This is a genomic window from Pantoea sp. 9140 (assembly GCF_000745295.1).
Classification (GTDB): Bacteria; Pseudomonadota; Gammaproteobacteria; order Enterobacterales; family Enterobacteriaceae; genus Pantoea; species Pantoea vagans.
The window spans coordinates 2,276,402-2,302,484 of sequence record NZ_JQNO01000001.1; the positions used below are offsets into that span (position 1 = coordinate 2,276,402).

25 protein-coding genes and 4 pseudogenes are annotated in these 26,083 nt (G+C 50.7%); 18 read left to right on the forward strand and 11 right to left on the reverse strand.

Annotated features, from left to right (window positions below; all coding sequences use genetic code 11):
- Positions 1-4: 4 nt before the first annotated feature.
- The gene (locus tag FA92_RS10705; RefSeq protein ID WP_033783507.1) at positions 5-3,097 is read left to right on the forward strand and encodes an efflux RND transporter permease subunit; all 3,093 of its coding nucleotides are present in this window, start codon (positions 5-7) and stop codon (positions 3,095-3,097) included.
- Positions 3,084-4,565 (forward strand): TolC family protein, encoded by a 1,482-nt coding sequence (locus FA92_RS10710; RefSeq protein ID WP_197061500.1) that lies wholly within the window; start codon positions 3,084-3,086, stop codon positions 4,563-4,565. Before FA92_RS10705 ends, FA92_RS10710 begins: the two co-directional genes overlap by 14 nt.
- Before the next feature lie 734 nt (positions 4,566-5,299).
- Here the strand turns inward: FA92_RS10710 and FA92_RS10715 are convergent.
- Both FA92_RS10715 and FA92_RS10720 read right to left on the reverse strand, forming a co-directional pair.
- Entirely contained in the window at positions 5,300-6,094 is a 795-nt protein-coding gene (locus tag FA92_RS10715) for an SDR family oxidoreductase (RefSeq protein WP_033783508.1), read from the reverse strand.
- 156 nt (positions 6,095-6,250) lie between these two features.
- The gene (locus tag FA92_RS10720; protein WP_033783509.1) at positions 6,251-7,102 is read right to left on the reverse strand and encodes a helix-turn-helix transcriptional regulator; all 852 of its coding nucleotides are present in this window, start codon (positions 7,100-7,102) and stop codon (positions 6,251-6,253) included.
- 239 nt (positions 7,103-7,341) lie between these two features.
- Here FA92_RS10720 and FA92_RS23835 point away from each other — a divergent pair, with 239 nt between their 5' ends.
- The 15 genes and pseudogenes from FA92_RS23835 to mobC all read left to right on the forward strand — a co-directional run bounded on the left by FA92_RS23835 (position 7,342) and on the right by mobC (position 18,601).
- Entirely contained in the window at positions 7,342-7,818 is a 477-nt protein-coding gene (locus FA92_RS23835; RefSeq protein WP_072008966.1) for a helix-turn-helix domain-containing protein, read from the forward strand.
- 662 nt (positions 7,819-8,480) lie between these two features.
- Complete coding sequence (locus FA92_RS10730; protein ID WP_033783510.1) at positions 8,481-8,870, forward strand: hypothetical protein; 390 nt, start codon at positions 8,481-8,483, stop codon at positions 8,868-8,870.
- 377 nt (positions 8,871-9,247) lie between these two features.
- Complete coding sequence (locus FA92_RS23460) at positions 9,248-10,159, forward strand: hypothetical protein (RefSeq protein ID WP_072009001.1); 912 nt, start codon at positions 9,248-9,250, stop codon at positions 10,157-10,159.
- A gap of 159 nt (positions 10,160-10,318) precedes the next feature.
- Positions 10,319-10,513 (forward strand): AlpA family transcriptional regulator, encoded by a 195-nt coding sequence (locus FA92_RS10735; protein WP_033783512.1) that lies wholly within the window; start codon positions 10,319-10,321, stop codon positions 10,511-10,513.
- A gap of 14 nt (positions 10,514-10,527) precedes the next feature.
- Entirely contained in the window at positions 10,528-11,115 is a 588-nt protein-coding gene (locus FA92_RS10740) for a DUF2857 domain-containing protein (protein WP_033783513.1), read from the forward strand.
- Positions 11,105-11,314, forward strand: coding sequence for a TraR/DksA family transcriptional regulator (locus tag FA92_RS22640; RefSeq protein WP_033783515.1), 210 nt, complete (start codon positions 11,105-11,107; stop codon positions 11,312-11,314). Before FA92_RS10740 ends, FA92_RS22640 begins: the two co-directional genes overlap by 11 nt.
- A 394-nt stretch (positions 11,315-11,708) precedes the next feature.
- Entirely contained in the window at positions 11,709-11,930 is a 222-nt protein-coding gene (locus tag FA92_RS10750; protein WP_033783518.1) for a hypothetical protein, read from the forward strand.
- A 77-nt stretch (positions 11,931-12,007) separates the two neighbouring features.
- Entirely contained in the window at positions 12,008-12,673 is a 666-nt protein-coding gene (locus tag FA92_RS10755) for a lytic transglycosylase domain-containing protein (RefSeq protein WP_033783519.1), read from the forward strand.
- Positions 12,654-12,884, forward strand: a pseudogene (locus FA92_RS23465) (TrbC/VirB2 family protein); the annotation flags it as partial. The gene FA92_RS10755 and the pseudogene FA92_RS23465, both read left to right, overlap by 20 nt.
- A pseudogene (gene virB10 / locus FA92_RS10760) lies at positions 12,885-13,544 on the forward strand (VirB10/TraB/TrbI family type IV secretion system protein); the annotation flags it as partial.
- The gene (gene virB11 / locus FA92_RS10765) at positions 13,534-14,562 is read left to right on the forward strand and encodes a P-type DNA transfer ATPase VirB11 (protein WP_033783521.1); all 1,029 of its coding nucleotides are present in this window, start codon (positions 13,534-13,536) and stop codon (positions 14,560-14,562) included. The pseudogene virB10 and the gene virB11, both read left to right, overlap by 11 nt.
- A 50-nt stretch (positions 14,563-14,612) precedes the next feature.
- Entirely contained in the window at positions 14,613-14,915 is a 303-nt protein-coding gene (locus FA92_RS10770; protein WP_033783524.1) for a TrbM/KikA/MpfK family conjugal transfer protein, read from the forward strand.
- 18 nt (positions 14,916-14,933) lie between these two features.
- Positions 14,934-15,218: a hypothetical protein gene (locus tag FA92_RS10775; RefSeq protein ID WP_033783526.1), complete on the forward strand. Its 285-nt coding sequence runs from the start codon at positions 14,934-14,936 to the stop codon at positions 15,216-15,218.
- A 767-nt stretch (positions 15,219-15,985) separates the two neighbouring features.
- The gene (locus tag FA92_RS10785) at positions 15,986-17,845 is read left to right on the forward strand and encodes a type IV secretion system DNA-binding domain-containing protein (RefSeq protein ID WP_033783531.1); all 1,860 of its coding nucleotides are present in this window, start codon (positions 15,986-15,988) and stop codon (positions 17,843-17,845) included.
- A 9-nt stretch (positions 17,846-17,854) separates the two neighbouring features.
- Positions 17,855-18,601, forward strand: coding sequence for a MobC family replication-relaxation protein (gene mobC, locus FA92_RS10790; RefSeq protein ID WP_033783532.1), 747 nt, complete (start codon positions 17,855-17,857; stop codon positions 18,599-18,601).
- A 195-nt stretch (positions 18,602-18,796) separates the two neighbouring features.
- Here mobC and FA92_RS22645 read toward each other — a convergent pair.
- Positions 18,797-19,127: pseudogene (locus FA92_RS22645) on the reverse strand (ArdC-like ssDNA-binding domain-containing protein); the annotation flags it as partial.
- Between the two features lie 22 nt (positions 19,128-19,149).
- Positions 19,150-20,217 (reverse strand): aldo/keto reductase, encoded by a 1,068-nt coding sequence (locus tag FA92_RS10795; RefSeq protein WP_033783533.1) that lies wholly within the window; start codon positions 20,215-20,217, stop codon positions 19,150-19,152.
- Positions 20,218-20,315: 98 nt separating this feature from the next.
- On the opposite strand from FA92_RS10795, the gene FA92_RS10800 reads away from it, so the two are divergent.
- Positions 20,316-21,233, forward strand: a complete 918-nt coding sequence (locus FA92_RS10800; RefSeq protein ID WP_033783535.1) for an AraC family transcriptional regulator — start codon at positions 20,316-20,318, stop codon at positions 21,231-21,233.
- 95 nt (positions 21,234-21,328) lie between these two features.
- Here FA92_RS10800 and FA92_RS10805 read toward each other — a convergent pair.
- The 7 genes and pseudogenes from FA92_RS10805 to nthA form a co-directional block, all read right to left on the reverse strand.
- Positions 21,329-22,490, reverse strand: a pseudogene (locus tag FA92_RS10805) (IS30 family transposase).
- Positions 22,491-22,751: 261 nt separating this feature from the next.
- Positions 22,752-23,312, reverse strand: coding sequence for a histidine phosphatase family protein (locus FA92_RS10810; RefSeq protein ID WP_051926502.1), 561 nt, complete (start codon positions 23,310-23,312; stop codon positions 22,752-22,754).
- 3 nt (positions 23,313-23,315) lie between these two features.
- Positions 23,316-24,074 carry a CbtA family protein gene (locus FA92_RS10815; RefSeq protein ID WP_033783536.1) on the reverse strand — a complete coding sequence of 253 codons (759 nt, stop codon included), beginning with the start codon at positions 24,072-24,074 and terminating at the stop codon, positions 23,316-23,318.
- A 10-nt stretch (positions 24,075-24,084) separates the two neighbouring features.
- Positions 24,085-24,294 carry a CbtB-domain containing protein gene (locus tag FA92_RS10820; RefSeq protein WP_051926504.1) on the reverse strand — a complete coding sequence of 70 codons (210 nt, stop codon included), beginning with the start codon at positions 24,292-24,294 and terminating at the stop codon, positions 24,085-24,087.
- A gap of 28 nt (positions 24,295-24,322) precedes the next feature.
- A complete protein-coding gene (locus FA92_RS10825; protein ID WP_239780523.1) occupies positions 24,323-24,712 on the reverse strand; it encodes a nitrile hydratase accessory protein in 390 nt (129 codons plus the stop codon).
- 41 nt (positions 24,713-24,753) lie between these two features.
- Entirely contained in the window at positions 24,754-25,413 is a 660-nt protein-coding gene (nthB, locus tag FA92_RS10830; protein WP_033783538.1) for a nitrile hydratase subunit beta, read from the reverse strand.
- Positions 25,410-26,051, reverse strand: coding sequence for a nitrile hydratase subunit alpha (gene nthA, locus FA92_RS10835; RefSeq protein ID WP_033783539.1), 642 nt, complete (start codon positions 26,049-26,051; stop codon positions 25,410-25,412). Before nthA ends, nthB begins: the two co-directional genes overlap by 4 nt.
- Between the last annotated feature and the right edge of the window lie 32 nt (positions 26,052-26,083).

A 26,083-nucleotide genomic window follows, 5' to 3' on the forward strand; every position in this document is an offset into this window, starting at 1 on the left:
CATCGTGCATTTCACTGACATCTTTATTCGCCGACCGATCCTGGCACTGGTCGTCAGCTTGCTTATCCTGCTGATGGGTATAACAGCCGTCTTCCAGTTACCTGTACGGCAATACCCCTATCTCGAAAATGCCACTATCAGCGTGAGTACAACCTTACCTGGCGCAACGCAGGAGGTAATGCAGGGTTTCGTTACGACGCCGATTGCACAATCCATCGCTACGGCCAGCGGCATTGAATATCTGACTTCAACCACTACGCAGGGCAAGAGTGTAATTAAGGCACGGCTGGTACTTAACGCCAACTCTGACCGAGCGATGACTGAGATCCTCGCCAAGGTGCAGCAAGTCAAATACCAGTTGCCGTCCGGTGTGACAGACCCGGTCATCAGCAAGTCTACCGAGGGCAGTACAGGGGTTCAGTACGTGGCTTTCTACAGTAAGACGCTGACGATCCCACAGGTAACAGACTTTGCCACCCGCGTGGCACAGCCCATGTTTACTGGCATTCCCGGCGTAGCCTCTGCCAACATTCTGAGCGGCCAGACCATGGCGATGCGCGTCTGGATCGACCCGATAAAACTGGCTGCTCGTGGTCTGTCAGCCGGAGAGGTTGCGGCCGCGTTGCGCGCCAACAATGTGCAGGCCGCGCCGGGCCAACTCAAGAGTGCTTTGACGGTTACCAATATCAGTGCCGCGACCGATCTGCGAGATGTTGAAGATTTCCGCCAGATGGTTATCAAGTCCAGCCCGGTGGGTGGCGTTGTGCGGTTGTCAGATATCGCCACGATGGAGATCGGTGGTCAGAACTACAATAGTGCTTCGTTCGCGACCGGCGTCCCAGCAATCTTCATCGAGCTTCAACCCACCCCGGACGGAAACCCGATCGATATCGTCAAACACGCACAGGAGCTGGTGCCCAAGATTCGTGAAATGGCGCCGCCCGGACTCACGGTAGCACCCAATTACAATGTGGCCACCTTCGTCAATGCTTCTATCGCCGAGGTCAAACATACGCTCGCTGAAGCCATCATCATCGTTATCGCGGTAATTTTCCTTTTCCTCGGCACATTTCGTGCTGTCATCATTCCGGTCGTCACTATCCCGCTTTCTCTGGTGGGTACCGCTGCACTGATGCTGGCGTGCGGCTTTTCGATTAATCTTCTGACTCTGCTTGCGATGGTACTGGCGATTGGTCTGGTAGTAGACGATGCCATTGTTGTGGTGGAGAACATTCATCGACACATTGAGGAAGGCTTGTCTCCTGTACGCGCGGCCCTGCTGGGCGCTCGCGAGATAGTCGGGCCGGTGATCGCCATGACCATCACGCTTGCGGCGGTATATGCGCCCATCGGCATGATGGGGGGCCTGACTGGAGCGCTATTTAAGGAGTTTGCTTTTACTCTGGCTGGTTCGGTTCTCGTCTCCGGCGTGGTTGCACTAACGCTCTCGCCGGTGATGAGTTCCATGCTGTTGAGTTCAAAACAGGGTGAGGGGCGCCTCGCAAAACGGATCGAGCATACCATGCAGGGAATGACCGCTATCTACGGACGATTGCTGGCGCACACGCTGTCTGCGCGTGGTGTGGTGTTACTGGTAGGAGCAGTAGTCATGGGGGCCATTATAGTGCTGTTCTCAGGTACCCGTCATGAGTTGGCACCGATGGAAGACCAGGGCATTGTCCTGGCCGTCACCAAGGCGCCCCAGTATGCAGGAGTCGCTTACAGCACACATTATGCAGAACAAATCGAAAAAGTGTTTGAGTCGATACCGGAATTTGAAAGCAGCTTCATCCACATCGGCGATTATTCCGGGGGGCAAAACCTGACTATTGCAGGCGCGATTCTAAAAGACTGGTCCGAGCGCAAGCGTTCATCCACCGAGATTCAAGGCCAAATTCAGGCTGCTGGCGGTGCCATCGATGGTGAAACCGTCACGGCTGTCCAGATGCCTCCGCTACCGGGCTCCAGTGGTGGCCTGCCTGTACAGATGGTGCTGCGCTCGCCTGAAGACTTTCAGACTTTATATGAAACCGGAGAGAAGATTAAAACAGCCGCTTATGCCAGTGGATTGTTTCTCTATGTACAGAATGACCTGGCCTTCGACAGCCCACAGGCACATATCAGTATTGACAATGTTCGCGCCAGCGAAATGGGCGTAACCATGCAATCCATCGCCGATACCCTGGCGGTGCTGGTTGGAGAGAACTATGTCAACCGCTTCAACTTCCATAATCGTTCCTACGACGTGATCCCGCAGGTACGTGGCATTGATCGTATGACACCGGAAGACCTCGGCCGGTTTTACGTCAAGTCAACCTCCGGCGCGCAAGTGCCTCTGTCTACCGTAACCCGCATTGAAATGCGCCCACAGGCCAACCAGCTTACTCAGTTCGGCCAGATGAACTCGGCTACACTGGAAATGTTGCCAGCACCAGGGGTGAGTATGGGAGAGGCAGTCAAATTTTTGCAATCTCAGGCTTTGCCCCCCGGAACCAGCGTGGACTGGCTAAGCGACAGCCGCCAGTTCGTTCAGGAAGGTAACCGCTTACTGGTTTCCTTCTGCTTTGCGCTGGTGGTCATCTTCCTTGTGCTGGCGGCACAGTTCGAGAGCCTGCGAGACCCGGTGGTGATCCTGGTCACGGTACCCCTGGCGATTTGTGGTGCTCTGGTGCCACTGTGGTTAGGTTACGCGACGCTAAACATTTATACCCAGATAGGACTCGTCACATTGATAGGACTGATTTCTAAACACGGAATTTTAATGGTCACGTTCGCTAATCACATCCAGCATCATGAAAATGTTAGTCGCATAGAGGCTATTCAGAAAGCTGCCACGGTGCGTATGCGTCCCGTTCTGATGACAACATCGGCCATGGTCGCCGGTTTGGTGCCGCTTTTGTTCGCTGATGGTGCAGGCTCTGCAAGCCGTTTTTCTATCGGTGTTGTGGTGGTTATGGGTATGCTAATCGGCACCTTCTTCACGTTATTTGTACTTCCTACAATTTACAGCTTCGTTGCGAAAGATCACCGCGCAGTCGCGGAAAGTCCTCGTGCACGCGAACTCGCCAGTTCGGAGACTCCCGATGTCGAATTGTGATCTGTTTTCTGTCCACACTGATGCCATGACCGTCGTTCTGCATCGTGCTTTATTCCCCATGTTACGTACCACGTTTCTGGCTACTGCCGTCACAACGTTCGTCACTAGTTGCGCCAGTGGCCCCGATTACCGTGCACCGTCTTTGCCTCAGACCGCAGGCGGCCCATTTGTCAGCAAATCGAACCATACGGATACCGCTCAATCTCTGCCAGCTGAGTGGTGGAAATTGTATGATGACCCCACCCTGAATAAACTTGTCCAGGAGGCGCTTACGGCCAATACCGGGCTGCGTGTCGCTCTGGCTAACCTTGAACGAGCACGAGCTATTTACAAAGAAGTACAAAGCGGCTTGATACCTTCTACAAACATATCGGGCGGAGCAGGCTACGGGCGCGATCAGACAACATGGACTGGCCCTGGTCAGGCTCCCACGCAGTGGAGCTACAGCGGTGGACTTGACGTCTCTTATGAACTCGACCTGTTTGGCCGTGTTCGACGTGATATTGAAGCTGCGCAGGACGACACTGATGCAGTCGCCGCCGACTACGATGCAGCGAGAGTTATGGTGGTCGCTGAAACGACACGTGCCTATTTGGATGCCTGCGCCGAGGGCGAATCCATTGACATAGCTCAATCGTCCATTGAACTGGCCCAACGTAGTCTGGATCTTATCAGTAATCAGGTACACACCGGAGCGGCATCAAATCTGGATGTGGAGCGTGCCGGTGTCACGTTGGCTCAGACCCAGGCCGCTCTGCCGCCTTTGCAAAGCCAGCGGGATGCTGCGCTGTTCGAGCTGGCCGCATTAATGGGCCGCACACCCTCACAGGTTCCCGCTTCTGCACGTGCCTGCACCAAAGCACCCATGTTTTCGGGAGTACTCCCTGTAGGCGACGGCACTGCCCTGCTGCGTCGTCGCCCCGATGTAAGACAAGCCGAGCGTCAGCTGGCTGGTGACACCGCACGTATTGGCGTGGCGGTGGCCGACCTTTATCCGCGAGTGTCGCTGGGTGCCGCAGGAAACTACCTGCATAATGACTATCTGAAAGGCAATCGCACCTGGTCTTTCTCAGTCGGTTCACTGATCTCCTGGACATTCCCGAACATGATGGAGGCACGCAGCCGTCTCGCTCAGGCTAAGGCGCAAACCGCTGCATCCCTTGCTCATTTTGATGGCACCGTACTGAATGCGCTAAAAGAATCCGAGCAATCATTGAGCGCCTATAATGCCGCAATGCAGCAGCATGATGCGCTGAACGACGCACGTAATCGTGCCGGGAACGCCTTCCGGTTAGCTGAAGAGCAATACCGTGCTGGAGCAATCAGTTATCTCGATGTGATCGAAGCGCAAAACAACCTGATAGACACAAGGTCACAGATGGTTGCCGCTGACCAACGGATAGGTAATGCCCGGGTAAACGTATTTAAAGCCCTGGGTGGAGGATGGCAAAAGAGTAGTACAAAATAAAAAACCACACTAGCGCATTGCATGTTCTGTGGTCGCGCTGGTAACCACACTCATCTTCACCCGGCCCGGCAGACTTTACGTTGTCGCGCACAGCAGAAAAGTCGGCTCTGTAAAGGAGAATAAAGATGGCTTGTAATGACAACCCAAAATTCATTGATCGCATTACGTCATTTGGCAATAAAAGCACTAGAGCATCAAAACAGCCCGGGCGAACTAACTCAGTCGTCTCTGATTTAAAGGGAATGAAAGTCAGTCACCGCATACTCAACGTCTTGAAGCAAGCCACCTCAGGGCAACATTTACACGAATTTCTATACTGAACGCTCTGAGTCAAGCTGCACCACATTGTCCTGGTGCGGGGCAAAGATATCGCCTCCTTAACTCGAAGCCATCCAAGCGCTTAACACAAGCTACAATCTATAGGGTGCTCAATGATTTATGGGTGGCAGGATTACTTGCCCGTACCGATGGAGTTCGTGGCCACGCCACCTATACACTCAGGCCATAAAAAAAGTTACGTCATCTGGATAGCCTGCGTTGCAAATGTGGGGAAAAACTCATTTTCATTGAGAACCCCAAATTACATGAACATCTGCTTTCTCTTTCCGGTCAGAAAGGTTTCGAACTTGATGGCGAGCCAGTCTTTACCGTTACACTAATTTGCACTGGCTGCCCACGATGAAAGGATGGTTAACAGACGGCTTATCACCACCCATTTGTTAAATAGCGCTTTCTTATGCGATTGACCTCACCACCCCACCATCAACCCTGAGTGCTGCTCCGGTCGTAGCAGATGCACGCTCGCTACAGACATAAGCAATCATCGCAGCAATCTCTTGTGTCGTTGAAAAACGCTGAAGTATTGAAGAAGGGCGTGCTGTCGCAAAGAACTCCTGCTCAATGGATTTGGGATCTACACCACGCCCCGCCGCCATCTCAGCAACCATTGCACCTACGCCCTCTGATGCTGTGGGGCCTGGAAGCACACTATTAACGGTGATACCTGTACCGGCAAGACTTTCAGCCAGTCCGCGCGCTACGGCAAGTTGTGCGGTTTTAGTCATACCGTAGTGGATCATTTCAGCAGGTATCTGCAAAGCTGATTCACTGGAAACAAATACAATCCGCCCCCAGTTACGCGATCTCATAAACTGCACATAATGGCGTGCGAGGCGTATGCCGCTTAATACATTGGTTTCAAAGAAACGTAGCCAGTCTTCGTCGGTGATGTCCCCGAACGATTTAGGTTCGAATATACCCAGATTATTCACTAACACGTCGGTATGCGGTAACTGGTTTATCAGCGCCTCGCAACCGTCATAATGGCTCAGGTCCGCAGCAATTCCCGAGACCCGCGCATGAGGTAACTCATTCAGTATTTCTACTACAGCCCTATCAACACGCGCCTGTGTCCGCCCATTTACTGTCACAGATGCTCCTTCAGCGGCCAACATGCGGGCTGTAGCCAGCCCAATGCCTGCCGTTGAACCCGTTACAAGCACACGTTTGTCACTTAATCCAAGATCCATAAATTTTCTCCGATATATATCAAAACTTCAAATTTATCGGTTTCTGTGTGAGACGGTTAGCGACGTCCGGCCAGAATATTGCTCAATACAGTCAATCTTATATTTAGCAAGAATGAATTACTCTAAAAATGTGGAGTGCTAAGAGCGGCGCAACGTTTATTCCAACCGGATGATGCCTGGCATATAGGCGGACTCCCCAGCCGTGGAACCTGCCATTCGTTCAATCAGGTAACGACCGGGCGGTTTGCCCAATGCTTTGCGGAACATGGTGACAAATCCGCTGGCATTCTCATAACCAAGCTCCAGTGCTACTGTCTGCACACTTTCGCCCTTTGTAAGACGTTGCAGAGAAAGGATCACATGCAGCTGTCGACGCCAGCGGCCAAAACTCATTCCTATTTCCTGTAACAGAAGCCTACTCATACTTCGCTCGCTCATGCCAATACGATGAGCCCATTCACCTAAAGAAGATTTGTCAGTAGGATCGGCCAGCAGCATTTCTGCAAGCTGCCGAAGTCGCCTGTCGCGAGGCATTGGCAAATGAAGATCTTCCGCAGGAGCCGAAGACAATTCATCCAAAAGGGTTGCTATTAATCTCCCCTCACGGCCATCTGTCAGGTATAGCTGGGGAAAACCAACCACTTTCAACAATAATTCGCGCATCAGTGGCTCTACTGAAATAGTGCAACAGGTTTTAGGAAGACCTGGCGCCGCGTCTGGTTCAACGAACAAACAATAACACTCGGTATCACCAGAACCTCGGGCGGAATGAGGTAAATTACCCGGAATCCAGACCGCACAGTGCGGAGGGACAATCCACACGCCGTCTTCCACCTCGCAATTCAACATACCTTTCACCGAGTAGAGCAGTTGCGCTTTGCGATGCTGATGCCGTTCCTGTTCCCAACCTGTAGACACCATTGAAGCCCTCATGACGGAGACAGGCCTGGGAATACTATCCACATCGGGTAGTACAACAGAATCGAGAGAGTAATCCATGTTTGACATAATCTTAATCGGACCTCAATTTACGGGAAAAGGTGGCAGGATTGAATAATATTATGACCAACATTCGCAATGCAGTCTAATGCAGAATCGCGTATTTTTAATCTAACATTCAGATACTCGAAACTTTCACGGAGAACTCGCACTGGGGTGGGGTATCGCGACGTTGTCAGAACAGCAAAGGGAGCAGAAGCACAGAAACGCTCCCTTTCACAATTGTTGAATACAATGGGGGGCGATTTATGAACCAAGGTACAATAATTTTCGACTTGCTTACCTGGCTTGAAGACCACCTTACAAATCCGTTGTCTCTGGATAATGTTGCACTCAAAGCCGGATACTCAAAATGGCATTTGCAAAGGATGTTTAAAGAAGTCACTGGTCAAGTACTGGGGAGTTATATTCGCGCCCGCAGACTGTCAAAAGCGGCCGTGTCACTACGGTTAACCAACCGCCCGATTCTGGAGATTGCCCTGGAGTATCACTTCGATTCTCAACAGACATTTACACGTGCCTTCAAAAAGCAGTTTGGTCAGTCCCCCGGCAGGTATCGCCGTTCATTAGACTGGACTGCCTACGGGCTTTGCCCCCCTATCGCCCCAGGTGATTTAACTCTTCCTGAATCAATCTTCATGACTTTCCCAGAAACTGTGCTAATCGGTCAGACACAAAGTTATACCTATGAGCCCAACAGCTCACCAGTTATCAGGATGAAATGAGGTCCCATTTCTGGGGGATTTCTTAAAGAAACAGACTGCCCCCTATGTGGTTTAAGAGCTGCATCAGGTACGGTATGGACGTGAAAGGGATAACGAACTGGAAATTTTATACCACTTCGGTTTCATCTTACGTACTGACGCAGCCTTTACCTTAAACACAAACCACACTTCTGGAAGCCGGAGACTATGTGCAGTGCACCTATGAAGGACCGTGAAAAAATCTTCAAAAATTCATTCATTTCATTTATGTAGCATGTATGCCTGCATTTCAACTCAAATGGAGGCGCGACTATGATATTGAGAAATTTATCAATAGTGGTGAGAAAAGGGCACTAAACCACTGGTAAATATCCGCTGCGTATATCTGATTACAATCTCAGGGTATTCAACTCCATTGAAACGGGAAAAATTCCGGACACGCAAGTTAACCTGCTACTTAATTCAGGAAGGGGTCATTGAACTGGCCGAATTGAGCAATATTATGGCCAAGCATCGCAATGACGTTCTATAGACTTTTGGGTATATTTGAATAAACCATGCTGGTGTGTTGCAGCCTAAGGATTTGCCCCTCATTGCCAATGATGTAAATGCCTTTTACTTGCAAGTAGGACTACCGAAAATGACAATAATAGATAAAAACAAAATTTGGAAGGAATATTACTATGAAAATTGATGCTACTCAATTCCCTCTCGTGTGGATGCAAATCACTGCCCCTGGCAATGATCCAGATGTATCCCCGTTTACAGAGTTCGAAGCTCTGCTTGCACGTAAGGAGGTCTTCGTTTTCCTGAACGATGAAGATGTTGCTCATGGCAAACACGAGCATTCGCCTGAAGAGATGAAGCAAACTACACGTTGGATGAAAACACACAAAAAAGAATTAAGGTCCTTCGTCAAAGCCTCAATCCATATTGAACCAAACAATGCCAAACGGATTGCGGCCAAACCATTCTCAATAGTATATGAAAAATTCTGGGGCTATCCTTTGATTATGACATCTTCGAAGGAAGAAGCTTTAGCGATAGCGCATAAATTGCTGTCAGAAGGGTAAAAGAATAGGCTGCGTTTCTCCATTGATTGTGACTAGATACTGACTACGGCGAAATAATAAAGAATAATGCATGTGAAACCACTTCTGCTATTTGTATAATTCTTACGCATTACCGTAGTCAGGTCATTGAATATGAGTGGCAGCATTACATTCAGCCACATATACTGAGTACTGAACACCCAGCACTAATAATTTCAATGTTGTTTTAAAAAACAATATCACAGCTCACAGTCACTCAATATTCATTTTTTATATTGTTACGGCGATATATTAAAATTCCCAACAAATAACATTATCTTTTTTATTTTATCAAAGATACTGTTGCATGAAAGGAGTTGTACTATGTCAAAAAAAACATTATTTTAAATTTTCGAAAAATGATGCCAGACTGGGTGACTATACAAGAAGCTGTTGATCTAGCCAGGCAAAGGGGGAATGAAAACCTGACAATAAGTGACATTTACCGTCAAGCCTTATCTGGAAACATCTACCTTTCCATTTACTTTCAGTCACCTGTCATATTAAAGAAAATCCAATTTTCTAACAACAAAGTAAAACTGCGTCCTGTTGAGAATTCGCCAATACGCCAACTTTGTCTGGTAGACCATAACTGTTTTCAACGGGGGAGGAATTTAATTATCAGTACTTGTGATGAAGCCATTTCACCTATGCAAATGGTTATTGATACAACATTAGCTGGGTATGAATATGTTTTGGTGCAACGCTTACTGGCTCGAGCTCTCAATATCCCACCTCCCATTAAAGGGGCTTATGAAATAAATCATGGCATTTCAGTTTTTCTTTATGGTAAATTATTTATCTTACTTGAAAAAATCACATGGATGGAACGGATAGAAAAACAAATTAGGAGATTACCTCAAAATATCACCCCTAATATTCACGAACACTTTTTATCTCAGAATAAAGGAAAATACGCATTTTTCCCAATTTATGAGTTACCACGAGATGCAAGTTTTGTAATCCGACGTACAGAACTTGAAAAAATAATCGAACTCCCCGTTAAAATTAAAAGATCATCTTCATCTTCATCTTCATCTTCATCTTCATCTTCATCTTTATCTTCATCTTCAACAAGAATATCAACACCACTCTCCCGTCTGTTCTGGCTTTCCTGTCGGAATAATGAGGCCATAAGCCCATTAATCAACAAGCCATATAAACTACTCTCCATCTTTGAACAATGGGCATCAGCCGACGGCATTACCGATCATCTTAGTGGTGACACACTAAAAACCGCACTTGAGCGCGGTTCGCCCACATCAACCTAAACATCAAATATAAATGATATTACTCTATTTAACCTGAAAGTCCGTATTAAGCATAACGACATCCTTAATACGGGCTTAGCAACTTCCCTCACTCACCCTTTCTGTGTTTTTTTGTCCTCTCCGGGCCTGTCCCGTTTACTTACAGCACAGGAGAAAATCATGACATCCCATCAGTTATTGCGTCTGAAACAGGTTGAAGAAAAAACGGGCCTGAAGCGATCTCAAATCTATCTGTATATGAAAGACGGCGCCTTCCCTCGCTCAATCAAGATTGGCCCGGCCAGTGTCGCCTGGCTCGAATCGGAAATTGACGAATGGATAAATATTAAATTAGCCCGCCGCTCAATAAGCTGAAGGGAGAAAACACCATGATTATCCCATCACTGAATTACGCCGTTTTAACCGATGCCTTGCATGCATTGAAGGATGGCAACATTCGTTACTGTGAATCGCTCGGATTCACTTTCGACGAAATGAATGCCCTCAACCAATTATCACTAGACGAGCTGTTTATCATCAGTCGGGAGTCTGCGCAGTTTTTGGCTGTGACGGTTCATCACGACGCATTACACCTGCTTCTGGCTAAATCCCGTGAGGAGTTTCTGCAGCAGCAACGTATCAATCATGCCATCCGGCTCGGCGGGTCAATTGCGCTACTCAACAAGTATTTTGGCCTCACCTCCAACGAAGTTTGCCTTCGCCGCCGGTTACTGGGCGTCCGTGTGCCTTATGGCCGGACGCCAGAGCCGGACGAAGAGACGGATGCGGCCATCTGGCGGCAATGGCAACAATGCCGGGTGGCCAACCTGGAATCGGCCGATGCGCTGGCCGCCATGATGCAGGTAACGCAAACCCTGCTGCCGAAAGTCGAAGGGTTGTCACTGACCATCGTCTGGAAGCGTATCGCACTTTGTGAACAGGAGGCGTCAGACCGGAGGGCCGCATATGCCAGATGAGATCGACCGCGATCAGGAATTTAATGAGCAACGACTGGAGGAGATGATTGAACAGAGTCGTTTTAAGCCAGGGTCTACGCCATCATTATTCCATTGTCGTCTATGCGGTAAGCCCATTCCTGAAAAGCGACGGCAGGCACTCCCGGGCATAACCACCTGCACAGAATGCCAGGAAAAACTTGAACGTCGAACACGTTAATAATGGTCACAGAGACATGCAGGAATATTTCCCCTGCATGTCTCTATCATTAACTATGAATATACAGTCGTCTTTATTATATATTTCACTTACTTTTTTTTTCGCAGAGCTTACCCCCTCCAGCACTAATTTATCTCTCTCATTTTAACTTTGAATTTATCGTTTATATACCGCCCCGGATATCTGATCCTGAAAACGTCATTACAGAATGGTTGCCCGAATGGGCATTAATTTCCCCAGATCGGGCATTGCTCTTTAAAAATAAGGTTCGGGCTGTCACGAAACCACAATTCAGGGTGCCGCTGAATGTTCTCGCTGACCCGTTAAAACCGGAATGCAGAATTGGGATGTGACATTTATTTAACTTATCGTTGTTTTTATTAGAGGAGGCCATATGCGAAAACCCATTTATCACGTATTTGTCACCCAGGAAAGTCAGCCCGACCCACAGGGTGAAAAAAACACCTGGTGGACGAAAGTCGGCGTCGCTTTCGCCCATCACGGTAAACCCGGCCTGAACGTGGTACTGACACCCGGCATTGCCGTTTCCGGCAAGTTAGTGCTCCTTGAGCCCAGGGATGACGGCGACGCGACACAGGCTACTCAGCCCATTTAACCGCCCTTCCCCCTTTTCCCGGCCCTGTGCCGTCTGATGGCGGTACGCGTTGCCCGGTTTACCGTTCCGAGGCCACCATGCTTTCCACCACCGTATTTCTGGCGGCGGCCATGCAGTGCGCCGCCAGCGTTCACCCGTCGACGGCACTTGATGTGACGCGGGTCGAATCCGGTTTGAATCCGTATGCCATCGCTGAAATTCTGCCCGGTGGCAAAGGCGTGACTTCACATTTCCCCACAAGCAGGGATGAGGCCGTCAGTCTCACCGGACGGCTGGCGGCACGGGGCCGACGTTATTCGGTCGGGCTGATGCAAATCACCAGCACCAATTTCCGTCATTATGGCGTGACCGCCAGTGACCTTCTTGACCCCTGTACCAACCTGTCCGTGTTTGAGCACATCCTCACCGACTGCTACCATCGCGGCGGTTCCCTCAAGCGTGCACTCAGTTGCTACTACTCAGGAAATTTCACGACCGGCCAACAGCCGGAATCCGCGTTTAACCAGACCAGCTACATCCAGCGCATCGGCTACGCCGTACCGTCAACGCGGGAAGACCGGCAGCGACCTCCCGCCGAAAAGCTCGTGCCTGAAATCCATTACCCCACCGCCGTCATGCGTGGCGAGCTTACCGATAACGCCACGCCAGTTCTGACATCCCTGCGCTACCCCAATGCCGTGATACGCGGCGCGTTACCCATTCCCGGCCCCAGGAGGAACAATGATGAAACGAAAACAAACTGACTGGCCCGTCCTCTCTTCCTTGTTAATGGCAAGCCCGGTGCTGGCAGCAGACAGCGGATTTAATAAAGCCAATGAGACGCTGAGCAACACCTCTACCGGTCTGCTCGGACTGGCCGCCGTCACCATCACGCTAGCCACCATGTGGGTGGGATACAAAGTCTTGTTTGACGGCAAGAGCCTGCATGACATGCGCAACGTCATCATTGGCGCCAACAACGACAATCCGGGCGTCGCCCGTGTCACCGGCGTCAGACGAATGGGTCTTGATCCTGATCTCTATATCCCAGTGGACCGCTATATCCCGTGTTCGATGATGTGGCGCTTCGTGTCCGATGTCGGGGGGCATATTTCCTGCCTGGTCAGTGAAGATGTTTACAGCGCCAGCAACCATGTGACGCTGATCCCGGCGGGAACGGTCGCCCGTGGCATCTACCGCACCGGGGCGCTGCAACACGGACGCAGCCGGATGTTTGTGCTGTGGACGGAGCTGCGTACGCCTGAGCCCGGCAGCCTGCAAATACCGCTAACTGATACGCAGGCCAGCGGACCGATCGGCGAGGCGGGGATCGCGGGCTGGATCGACAATCACTTCTGGGAGCGCTTCGGCAATGCCCTGATGCTCAGTACGGTGCAGGACGTGGCAGCGGCGGCGTCAGATGCTGCCCCGGGGAAAGACCGCAATACCGACTACACCGAAAACACCCGCGCCGCCACGGCGGAAATGGCGAAAACGACGCTGGATAACAGCATCAATATCCCGCCCACCCTGTACCTGAATCAGGGTGATGTCATCGGGATCATGACCGGCACCGATATTGATTTCTCATCCGTCTGGCAGTTGCGACTGAAAAAGAGGTGGTATGAACGCTGAAAACCTGTCGCTGGATTTTATGAAAAACCAGCTGTTTGGTGAGTTTATTGCGCAGGACGGCCTGACGGAAATTGCCGTTAACCGGCCGGGTGAACTGCATACCAAAATCCGGGGGAAATGGCGAAGACATGAAGCCCCGATTACGCTGCGCCAGTGTTACGCCTTTGCCAGAGCGGTGGCGTCATGGCAGGAAGATAATATCGACGACACCTCGCCGATCCTTTCCGCCACGCTTGAATCAGGCGAGCGCATTCAGGCCATTATTCCCCCGGCATGTGAGCGCAATACCGTGTCTATTACGCTGCGCAAACCCTCATTCGGGCAGAAAACACACCAGTCATGGATTGATGCGGGATTTTATAACCGGGTAAGCGGTCAGGAGCGAACGGAAGGCAAAGATGTTGAACTGACCCGCTATTATCAGAGTGAGGATATGCCTCGCTTTATGGAAAAAGCGGTGGAATACGGCAAGACGATTTTTATCGTCGGTGAAACCGGATCCGGTAAAACCACCTATATGAAAACGCTGCTGCACCATATTCCCCGGCACCTCAGGCTGACCACCATTGAGGATAATCCCGAAATCCGTTTTTATCACCACACCAATTATGTCCATCTCTTTTATCCGGCGGACGCCGGGGATAATGCCATTGTCACGCCCGGCAGACTGATACGCGCCAATTATCGTATGAACCCTGACCGGATATTACTGGCTGAAATTCGCGGTCGGGAAGCCTGGGAGGCACTGAAAATCGTCGGTTCCGGACATGAGGGATTAATGACCTCCCTGCATGCGAGCAGCCCGGAAGAATGTATTGAAGGGTTAATTGACCGCTGCTATGAAAACCCCGACTGCCGGAACATCCCTTTCGACGTGCTGTTACGCAAGGTGCTTAAGAGCATTGATGTGATCGTCAGCATTGATATTCACGGTGACATACGCCGGATGAGTGATATTTATTTTAAACCCCTTCATCTCAATGGCATCAAAGGTGTATTCAGCAAAGGACTCCAGTAAATAACTTATCGAATTACACTACCCTCGCTTCAATATGAAGGTGACTGAAAATGAAAAAAGTAATATCCTCCGTATTATTACTCAGCGCTATGGCGTCATATTCAACCTCCGTCATGGCCGCAGACGCCTGTGAAGTGGTGTTATGCATGTACGGTAAAGCCACCGGGAACGGCGGCGGCAATGAATGCCATTCAGCTGAACGCGCATTCTTTAACATCGTCAAAAAGAACAAGAACGGTTTTCTGCCGGACCATACGGCCGATGCCAGAAAATCGTTCTTACTTGAGTGTGATTCGGCAGACCCGGCAATTATCCGCCAGATAATCAGTAAATTTGGCCGCGTGCGTAGTTAATTAGCGGAGGTTATCTTTATGACCAAACCGGGTTTTATTCAGCATTCCTGGACACATCAGCGTGGGGATTCCATTAGCTCAGCCTGTGTTATTGAGCACATTGAAAATGAGGCGATGCACGGATGCGGCCTTTATTATGAAATTTATCACTACCGGGTTGTCTGCCGGTTATTGCAGTTGCTGCAAACACTGAACGTTACCGACAGAATAACGCTGACAGAAGAAGCTAACCGGCGAGGATTTACGCTTGATGAAACCAGCATTAAAGAAAGTCGTCAGTGTTATTCCGACATCATCAGGTAAATCCACGAGAGCCACTATTAATCCCTGAATTAATTTTATTCGCAGGTCCCCTATAGCGCCAAAATATTTCAGCCGACTCCTGCTTAAGGCGTGATGGTTTTCAGGTTTTTACGTCCCAGCACATTTTTCGCGAATTAAGGAGTGAAGAAATGCGGGCCGTAAAAATGAGGCAGCGGACAGAATTATTTTCGCGGGTTAAGGAGCGAAAATAGTTCAGGCACCGCGCCTCACCGGCAAACAGCCGCGCCCACGCGGATTTTGCCGGCCGGGGGGAGCCGAATAAATTTCGCCGCCCCAGCGAGCGAAAAGCTGTCGCCCACGACAGCGCTTTATTTGGGGGGCATAGCCCCGCACACCGTCGCGGCTAAGTCTCCGGCCAATAGCCGGTAGCGTGGCGCGACCATCCCTTTAAAGGTCAGCTTCCCTTTTATTCCCGCTGCGAGGAACGAGCAAAGGGAAGAAAAAGGCGAAAGCGACCGTCTTAAAGGGATGGTCGCGCGTAGCGTGCGACGGTGTGCCGCCTTTGACCCTGGGGGTTTTGGCGCGGCGTTCAGGCACGACATTACCCCCATGCGGCAGGCAATAAGGGCGTCCAGCCCGCATGTACTGGAGCACGCCGTTTCGTACCGGGAAGCATGCTTTCCGGCACATGGCCGCACAGCGGCCACCTTCTTTACCCCATACGCTCGCCCCGCCTTTTCGCCCGACACCGTGGAGCGAAAAGACGGGGCGATGTCATGGGGCGAATCGCTGACGAAGGAAGCACGATGATTTTAAATAAACTTGCCGCTTCACTGTCGCCGATAGTGAACGGGATGCTGGCGCTGCTCGCTTTTGTGCAACAGCAGCAACTGATGCTGGCATTATTAGCGGGGCTGACGATGCCGTTTTTTGCATCAATGAAAAGCGATGAACGGCAGAAAGCGCCGCTCTGGAAAAAGCTGATTATGGCTTTTTCCATGGTGTGTTTCATCTCTGGCACACTGGCCCCGGTCGTTATCGGCTTTTTTCAGTGGCTTTATAAAATCAGACTCTCCAGTGATAATACGGTACTGGCGTGGTCAGTACGGATTGCTTTCACTGTAACCGGGATTATTTTTCATATTCTGCTTCGCCGGGTACTCACGCCGAAACTGGACAGAATAAAGAAACACCTTGTTAAAAAAACCACCCTTGAGAGAGAATTACGCACCGATGTCCGCACCGTAAAATCCCTGCTGCCGGAAACACTGCATTATAGCCCGCTGGATTATATCGACCTGAATAAAGGCATCTTTACTGGCATGGACAGGGAGAATGAACCGATCTATCTCCCGTTAAAGGACTGGCAGAAACAACACTCGGATATTATCGGCACCACCGGGGCCGGTAAAGGGGTTGCCACCGGCATATTGCTTTACCAAAGTATTCTGGCCGGTGAAGGTGTGTTTGTTATGGACCCCAAGGATGATGAATGGGCACCCCACCTTTACCGCAAAGCCTGCGAGGATGCAGGAAAAAACTTTGCCTTAATTGACCTGCGGAAACAGCAATACCAGTTAAACCTGATTGAAGATATTACGCCAGATGAACTGGAAGAACTGTTTGTTGCAGGGTTCAGTCTGGCGGAAAAAGGACAGGAATCGGACTTCTATCGTATAGATGACCGAAAAGCCGCCCGTATGGCCGCGCAATTTGTCAGTGATAACCCATCGGCAACTCTCCGGGATATTTATAACGGTGACTACGTTCAGAGCATTGCCGAAAAAATCAAAGCGTTTTTCGGTAAGATTGAAGAACTGGCATTATTAAATGCCATTAATTCACCGGAAGGCTTTTCACTTAAAAAAATGTTTGATGAAGGCGGCTGTTGTTATGTTATCGGCTCCATGCGAAACAGCAAAATTATTACCGCCCAGCGCATGTTATTGGTTCGCCTGTACCAGTTAGCAGAAAGGCGCGACCGTGTAACAGACGTACCGCGCCCCATTGCTGTTTATCTTTCCGAACTTAAATACCATTTATCCAGGCCAGCGCTGGAAGGTTTAGGCGCTGCGCGGGATAAAGGCGTGCATATTATTATGGACCACCAGTCCATTGCTGATTTAAAAGACTGCCCGGCAGATTTGAAAGGTGACGCCGTTATCGGTGCGGTCGTTGAAAATGCCAAATTCAAACTGGTTTACCGGGTTATGGACCCGAATACGGCGGAATGGGTGGCAAGAATGTCAGGCACGATTCTGGTGGATGACGAACTCCGCAAGGCTAAGACGGATAATATGCTGACGGAAACCATCGACAGTGAGCGCACCATCCGCCAGGCCGAACGTTTCTTTATTGACAGCAATATGATCCTGAACCTGCCCGATTTTGTCAGTTTTATATTTACGACAAAAACACTACCTTTTGCTTCACTGATCTCGCCGATAAAGGTCAGAAAGCGTCAGCTAAAAATCTTTTCGGTTTCTTCTGATATTGCCGCAGCGGTAGCCCCCGTGAAGATCATGCTGGATTTTGGCGAGGATGATAAACCAGCCATGCCGGATGTGATGACAACACACCCGGCTCTTTTCTTCGACGAAAGCGAAGTAAAACCGGTAAAGCCGAAACCTGATGATGAAAAAGACCTGTCCCCGCTGGATTTTTAAGGAGCGCTTATGCTGATTTCGTCCTTTCACAAGCGCCAGACGCGTAACAACGAAAAAATAAAACAATTGCTGAACTTCCTGAAAGAAGAAACCTACAGTGATTTTAAAACGCTGATGCTGTTATTTGGTTTTCGGGATCACAAATCGCTTTATTCGCTGCTGGCAAAAACGGAGCGAATGGGGTTAATCCAGAAGCATATGCTTGAATCACGGACAATGAAGATTTCATTATGGGGGATCACCAGCGACGGGCTGGCGGTAGTGTTAACCCCGGATGATAAAATCTTTCCTGCGCGGTTTGAACCATCAAAAATCACCGGCTGGACGCTGGAGCACCATCTTGATAATCAGGCCGCCAGGCTTATTCTGGAGAAGAAAGGCGCTTCGGGATGGATTAACGGCGACCGAGCCAGCTTTCTCAGCCAGTATCAGGTAAAACATCGCCCGGACGGGTTACTGACCCTGCCTGACGGTAACGTTATTGCCATTGAAACCGAGCGCCGCCTGAAAACCCGGGCCCGTTATCAGTCGATCATGGCAAGCCACCTGCTGGCCCGTACCCGCAAGCAGTGGATTTACGTTTTTTATGTCATTCCTGACCCACAGAAAAAACGGGCACTTGAGCTGCTGTTTGACAACATCAGACATGTCATCATCAACCATCGTCAGGTCCCGCTGGAAGAACGCCACCGTCGGATTTTTCGCATTTATACCCTTGATGAACTGAAACACCTGTCACTAGACAGCTATACGTAAGCTTTTACTCAGGCCATCGTGATGGCCTCACCGGCCTGGCGGCGATACTCGCCTGGCCGGACGATTTTTTATCCCACTGCAAGGCGCAGACTGTTTGGTACTCGCGGTGCTGCGTTCCGCCTCAGTCTGCGCCTTGCAGCGTTGCCGGTTAAAAACCATTTAACGGCATTCCCTTGCGGTTGTCTGGCTAAGGCCTCAGAGTTTATCCATCAGATAACGATGCGCTTTAGAGGCTGCGCTGGCCGCTTTGAAAATATAGCGCTTGTCGTTTTTCAGCGCTTTCAGCCAGGAAGCAATATAGCTTTCATGTTGTACCTCCACCTGCAGCCTGTGCCTGTTTGTAGGTCAACCAGCGTGAATCGCTAAACCCTTGTTTTGATGCACTACTCCACAGCAACATGATATTCATGCCACTATAGGCTACGCCGGTGGCGTAATTGGAAGGCAGACCAGACATGCCAGAGACACGCTGCCACGGGCAGGACCAAGGTTTAACACCGGCTTCCAGTGCTGCAATGATGTTGTCGTTATCCCGTATATACGTGATTTCAGACGGGTGACTCGCCCAGTACCCAGCTGGGTCCGGTATCGGTAAAGCCCGCAGGGTAACGACTCTCGGCATTATATGACTGTATCCAGCCCGGATAACGAATCCCCGGATAACTTACCTCGTCCAGCATCCCTTTCTCTTCTTCACTGAGTTCAATAGACATTGCGCAGAGGTTCCCCCTGAGTTGCTCCACATTACGCACGCCCGCTATAACGCTGGTCACCTGCGGTGACGAAAGCAGCCAGGCGAGCGCGATGCAGGCTGGTGTGGTGTTGTGTTTTTCAGAAACTACTCTGAGCACATCCACGATATCCCATGCCTGGTTCTTGTCGACGGGTGGAAATTCGATCTTCGCGCGCCTGCCCGAAGCGTCATGATTGCCGCTGCGATCAAACTTGCCTGAAAGCAGCCCGCCTGCCAGTGGACTCCAGCACAGAAGTCCGCTGTGGCTGTCCTTGATTGCCGGCAGGAGTTCATGCTCAATGTCGCGGCAGGCCAGCGAATAAAAAGACTGTACGCTGACAAATTTCTCAAGCTTATGTTCAGTCGAGACACCCAGAGCTTTGGCAAGCTGCCAGCCCGCATAATTCGAACAGCCGATATACCTGACCTTACCCTGTCGCACCATATCATCCAGCGTTCGTAAAACCTCTTCAGGCGGCGTTGCAGCATCAAAGTTGTGGACCTGATACAAGTCAAGGTGATCGGTTTTAAGCCGCCGCAGGCTGGCTTCAAGCGCCTGCATCAAGTGATAGCGCGACTGGCCTGCATCATTTGGGCCAGCATTCATTCTGCTGTGCGCTTTTGTTGCAAGGAAAACCTGACCGCGGCGCTGCGCCAGCACTTCGCCCAGCACGCTTTCAGAGCCCCCCGAACCGTAGACATCGGCGGTATCAATAAAATTGATGCCGGCGTCCAGCGCTTCACCAACGATAATGTCCGCCTCTTTGCCCGTCAGACGGCCGATGGCATTACCGGCGGCATTATCCGCCCCGCCAAATGTCATCGTCCCGAGACAAATGCGTGAAACATAAACCCCTGTTTTACCCAGTTCTGCGTATTTCATTTGGTTTTCTCCGTAAAGCTCTAAATGATAATGACGCAGATAAACGCTTTCTTTTATTATAGAAATCCCTTTTTTATTATTCATTCGTCCAGGATGTTATGGATCCGCTGTCTGATATTCTTTCACTCCTGAAGGTAGAGGCCATTCTTACGGCCCGTATGGAGGCACGTGGCCCCTGGGCAATGCGGTTTCCCTCTTATAAACACATTAAGTTCGGCACTGTGCTTGAGGGGAACTTCTGGCTCTGGATGGACGGAATGCAGCCTCGGCTGCTTGAAAAAGGGGACTTCTATCTTCTGACTTCGGGTGACGCTTACTGCTGTGGTTCAAATCCGGCATTGATGGTGAGTGACGGACGGCAGATATTCTCTGCTCACCGTGAAGCGGATGGCGTGGTCCGCTACGGCCGGGGTGAACTTATCAGTGAGGGGATTGGGGGGAGATTCGTATTTGAGGAGGCTTCCAGCCCGCTGCTTTTAAAACATCTGCCTCAGGTTCTGGTTTCACGACGAGAGGAAAGTTCTTCTCCTGCACTCACCGCCCTTATCACTTTGCTTTCGCATGAAACATCAGCGCTTCGTCCCGGACACGACATTGTGGCCAGTAGCATGGCAATACTTGTTCTGGTGCAGATGCTGAGGGAATACTTAGAGGGTAATCAGAAAGGTAAATCCTGGTTGAAAGCGCTCGGTGACAGGAAAATAGGACCCGCATTGTCATTGATACATTCTTCTCCATCTGCAGACTGGACGCTGGCTAGTCTGTCTGCTAAATCAGCCATGTCCCGCAGTGCGTTCGCTAGTCGGTTTCACCAGCTTACCGGTTCAACGCCCGGGAATTATCTGACGTCATGGCGAATGGAGCTGGCATGCGCTGAACTCAAGAAACATCACTTAAGTATTAGTGAGATAGCCAGATTAACCGGATATAAATCTGTTCCCTCTTTTTCTCTGGCATTCAAACGTCATACCGGAAGAACGCCAGGAGGCTACCGCAATCTGCATAAGAACACTTAAGAGGCCACTCTGATAATTGTCTTTTAATGCGTTTGCAAAATTATCAAAAAGTATCGCAGCGTGCAAAGATTCAACGTCCGCTTCTGGCTGTGAGTTCAACTAATGGATGCAACACACTTATTGAACCGTTCTGCGGGTGATTCATAGTCTGGCGTTTTTCTCGGTCTTTCGTTGAGCTGTCTGGCAACGCTGTTTAGTCTCTGCTGACTGTGAACCGATAAGTCAGTTCCCTTTGAAAATATCGTATTAGCAACCTGTTCGTATTTTCATTTGAGCCACGTGGCCAGGGAGATTGAGGATCACAGAAGTAAATCTGGATGTCTGTTGCTACAGTAAACCGGGTGTGGCTGGTCATTTCAGCTCCCCGATCCCAGGTTAATGTTTTATATAGCTCAGCAGGTAATTCCCGTGCTTGTCTGATGAGTGCAGATATAACCGTTATGGTCTTGTTGTCCCTGATTTTGGCTAACATAACAAAGCGGGAATGGCGTTCTACGAGGGTGACGATACAGGATTTTTTTCGCGCCCTGGATCAGATCACCTTCCCAGTGACCAGGGATGGCTCTGTCTGAGACTTCCGGTGGCCTTTCGCTGATAGGTATCGTATTCGGGATTTTCCCTAATCCTTTCCCTTCAAGTGATGACGTTCGGGATCCACGAACTGCTCTTCCGCTTCTGAGGCATTGCTGCAGCTCTTTTTTTAATGCCCCCCCGGGTTTGTATAAAAGGCGTGTTATAAATCGTTTCGAGTGACATATGCATTTCCTGATTATCCGGATAACAGCGTTTCAGCCAGCCGGCGATCTGTTCCGGCGACCAGTCCTGATGCATCTTCGCTGCAATGATTTTACACAATGTGGGGCTTTCAGTTAGCTTGCAGGCTTTTGGTCTCAGAGCATTTTCCCACGCAGCAGTATCTGCTTTTTCTGCACGGTATTGCTTGGCACCTCCGTGCCTCCTGACCTCGCGGCTAATCGTTGAGGGTGCTCTTGATAAGTTGGCAGCAATGTCCCTGATACTGAGTTTTGCTACCAGTCCTCTGGAGATCTCCTCTCTTTCATCAAGCGTAAGCGCTAATCGATGCCGCTTTTGAACGGGAGGACGGTAGCCACCTGTCTGGTGGATTGTGGGCATGATGGAAGAATGAAATCTTTCTAACATTCTGGCGATATCATGCAGGGAATCACCTTGCTTATATCTGTCACAGATAATCGCCTTCTGCTCTGGCGTGTAGTTAATCCGAGTTCTTCGTTTCATGGCAACGTCCCCCCTTGATTAAGGATAGCGTTGCATCGAGCCATTGAACTCACAGCACATAGCGGCCAACTGGCCGGGCACTGTCCACTAAGAGCGAGAAGCGGACACCTTTCAGCCCTAGTTTAGGAAGTTTAAGTTACCAAATCAGTTTTTCACACACACTTCGCTCAATGCGGACTGTTAGTTGAAATCTGAGCTGATACACCTCTGAATGAGCGATAACACTACCTATATGTGACGCTTCCTAACATTATGTAGAAACTATAACTTTTCACCTAATGTGCAGATATTCCAGCGGCTTCCGGTACTTGTGATAATTGTTCTGCTCATTGGCGCAATATCGATCCGCTGGAATGCACTCAATGGCGCATCCAGCAGACCCGTTATGATTGCGCGAATAACCGCTGCCGATGTAATCGCGCAGTGAGCCCCCTGCACACCCGAATTTCGTGAAAGCCATTCATTTGTACGGGATATAATCGCAGCGATACTCTCGCCACCCGGTGGTGCGTCACACGACAGCCAGCGATGAAATGCTTCACTGTTATCCTTCATAACCTGTTTTATGGGCAGGCCCGCCCATTGACCATAGTCAGGCTCAGCCAGCTGAGTAACAACCTCGCCCCTCAGCCTCAATGCGGCTGCAGTCTGTAGGACTGCAACCTCCGGAGCTAGCCATATTTTACTCCCGGTTCTGATATCTACCTTCATCTTGCTCAGGGCTGCAATTGCTTTCTCACTGAGCTCGTCATTCGCCGGAAAACGCGTGTGGTGGTTTGCCAGGGTTTCTCCCTGGCAGATAAGATGCATCACCGCGCTCACGCTTCAGTCGCCTGCAGACGCAAAACGAAGCCTGACTTTGTTCAGGCTCTTTTCTGTCAGCCAGCCAAACAGAAGTCCGGTTGTACACCACATGGCCAGTTGCGTGCCGAAAGCACTTAACCGGAAGCGCCAGAGAACGTCTGCAGAGAAGCCTTCGGGTATTTCATTCACCGCCGGCATCAGCAGACAGGCCACAATTAGCATCGTGAGGCCAGCCAGGATACCCCAGAGCGCTGCATTCCAGTTGCCCATATGTTTCCGGAGCTGGTGCGCACCCCAGGCTGCCGTAACAACAATCGCGGCTGAAACCAGCAGCATGATGAAGTAAAGCATCGTCCTGTAACCAATCGTAGCTGCATCACCCACCGCCGGCGGATTGGGCGGATATTTCAGCCCCGGCATCAGGCTCATAAACAGAAATCCCCCCAGTGACAGTATCAGCGCAAGCGCTCTTGCGCTTGATGGGCCGGTACGCTGCCAGCATAGCGACCATGCCAGCGCCAGTGCTCCACCCATTGCGGCGCTGAACAATATCATCCCGCTCAGCAGGCCCGCTCCGGACTGTGTACCGCGGGTGAAAACCTCGCCTTCGTCATCATGATTATGTTCACTTTCACTGCTGGCATGCTTTACGCTGAGCGTTTCTTCAAAGGCTATGGCTTTGTCAACCTGCGGCTCACCCAGAAAATGGGCAAAACCAAAGGCAACGATACCCGCCAGCATTCCGGCGAACATTCCGTTCAACAACAGCTTTCCGGTCATGCGTCAGTCCTCAGTGGCAGGGAAATCCCAGCAGATGCCGGGCGTCATGGAAATACTCATGGATCTGATTGCCGGAGAAGACAGCGGTTGCCCCCTGCTCAGCACCGATAAAATAGACCGACAAGAGCACCATCAGCGTGATAAATGCGGTCCAGGGCAGTATTGCGCTGAGCGGAATAGGTGCGTGCTCTGAATGAATATTCTCAACAATGTGTTCCATAATTTGTCCTCATCTGGATGCAAAATCTTCAGGAATCAGTTCGTACAGTTCCCGGGCTTATTGCCACGGGGACACGTTGCACCGGGTGGTGGTGAATATGCTCAGGCGGACAGCTTGCCCTGGTAAGCGTCACCGGCATGCCATGGGGAGTGTTAAGATATGCCTGACGCCATTCATCTGCCCGGCAGCTTATTTCTGCCTCACCGGTCATCTGCAGGGACATCAGCATCTTTTCCGTTGCGGCCACCCACTGGCGGTAATAGGCATCATTGACACTTTCATGCGCCTGCGGCGGATGCGCTCTGATTTCCGCGCTGAAAATGTCTACCCATGCTTTCCAGCTGAACAGCCCTGCCTTATGCATGCAGACGACCAGGGAAAAGACCTGCGCCTGCCACGGGTGCTCAAACGGGGCCATGTCTGATTCCGGTTCACTCATCATTGCCGGTTTAAACGTACTCATAACGCCTCCAGATAATCGTCCCACAGGTCAATGCGCACCGTGTCCTTTGCCGGCGCGTTTTTGCCCCACAACTCTGTTGCGTCGAAGCTGACGCTGTAGACGTGCTGCGGATGATCGCCGAGGCAGTGTGCCACCGTGTCCGGAGTAATAAATACGCCGTGGTCAACGACAATCGTGCCGGTTTTTCCGCGTACATAGCGCGGCAGGCGGGTATGGCCGGCTGGATTGATGTTTTTTGCCCTTACGCGGTCGCCCGCCCTGAAGCTCGCGGGAATATCTGTCTCAACCCGGGCTGATGATCCTGTCATGATGACGGCCTGCACCATTTCCTGGCGTAATACAGGGATGTCAGCAGAAGCTTCTCCCGGCTGCTGGATGCCGGCCAGCTCTTCCGGGGTTATCACCCCCTTTTCAAGCAGCAACGTTTCGAAAGCGTGCATCCAGTGTTCGTAATAGCTTTCTTCAAGGTAGTGCGCCGGGTTCATGCGCTCGATGGCATGCCGGAACATATCTACGTTAAAGTGGCCACCGACAAACAGGGAGGCAAATAATGAAAAGGTGCGTCTCTCCCATTCGTGATGAAAAGGCGGTTCATTTTCTTCAGTAATGACGGCACCCATGCCGTGCATGCCGCCCAGGTCATGTATTCCGTTCATCGCATATCCTCCGTAATGTCTTTCAGAGCATCGGGTTGCAGGGCAACACCGGTGCCTATCATGGCATCGCGCGTCACCAGCTTAGCGAGCTGCTCTTCACTCCAGCCCGCGGTGCCGGTTGGTCTCTCTGGCAGCACGAGATAGCGCAGTTCGGCGCTGCTGTCCCATACCCTTATTTCCTTTTCCTCGCTGATGTTCAGGCCAAACTCAGCCAGAACATTTCGCGGCTCAATAACGATACGCGAGCGGTAAGGCGCGGACTTGTACCACGCCGGCGGCAGGCCCAGCGTCGGCCAGGGGTAGCAGGAACACAGCGTACAGACAGTCACGTTATGAACGTCTGACGTGTTCTCAACCACCATCATGTCCTCCCCCTGTACGCCGGAAAAACCCAGCTCGGCAATGGCCGGGGTGCCGTGTTCAAGCAGACGGGCCTTGTAATCGGGATCGTTCCAGGCCTTTGCCACCACGCGGGCGCCGTTTCGCGGCCCGATGCGGTGTTCGTAGGTATCGACGAGTTCATCCAGCGCAACAGGATCAACCAGTCCTTTTTCCGTCAGTAGTGACTCCAGCGCCTTCACCCGCAGCGCAATCTCTGCCGGGGGCTCGGTGTGGTCGTGCTCATGGTCATGTGCCATCGTTCTTCTCCGGGTGTTGGTAAACGGTGTCG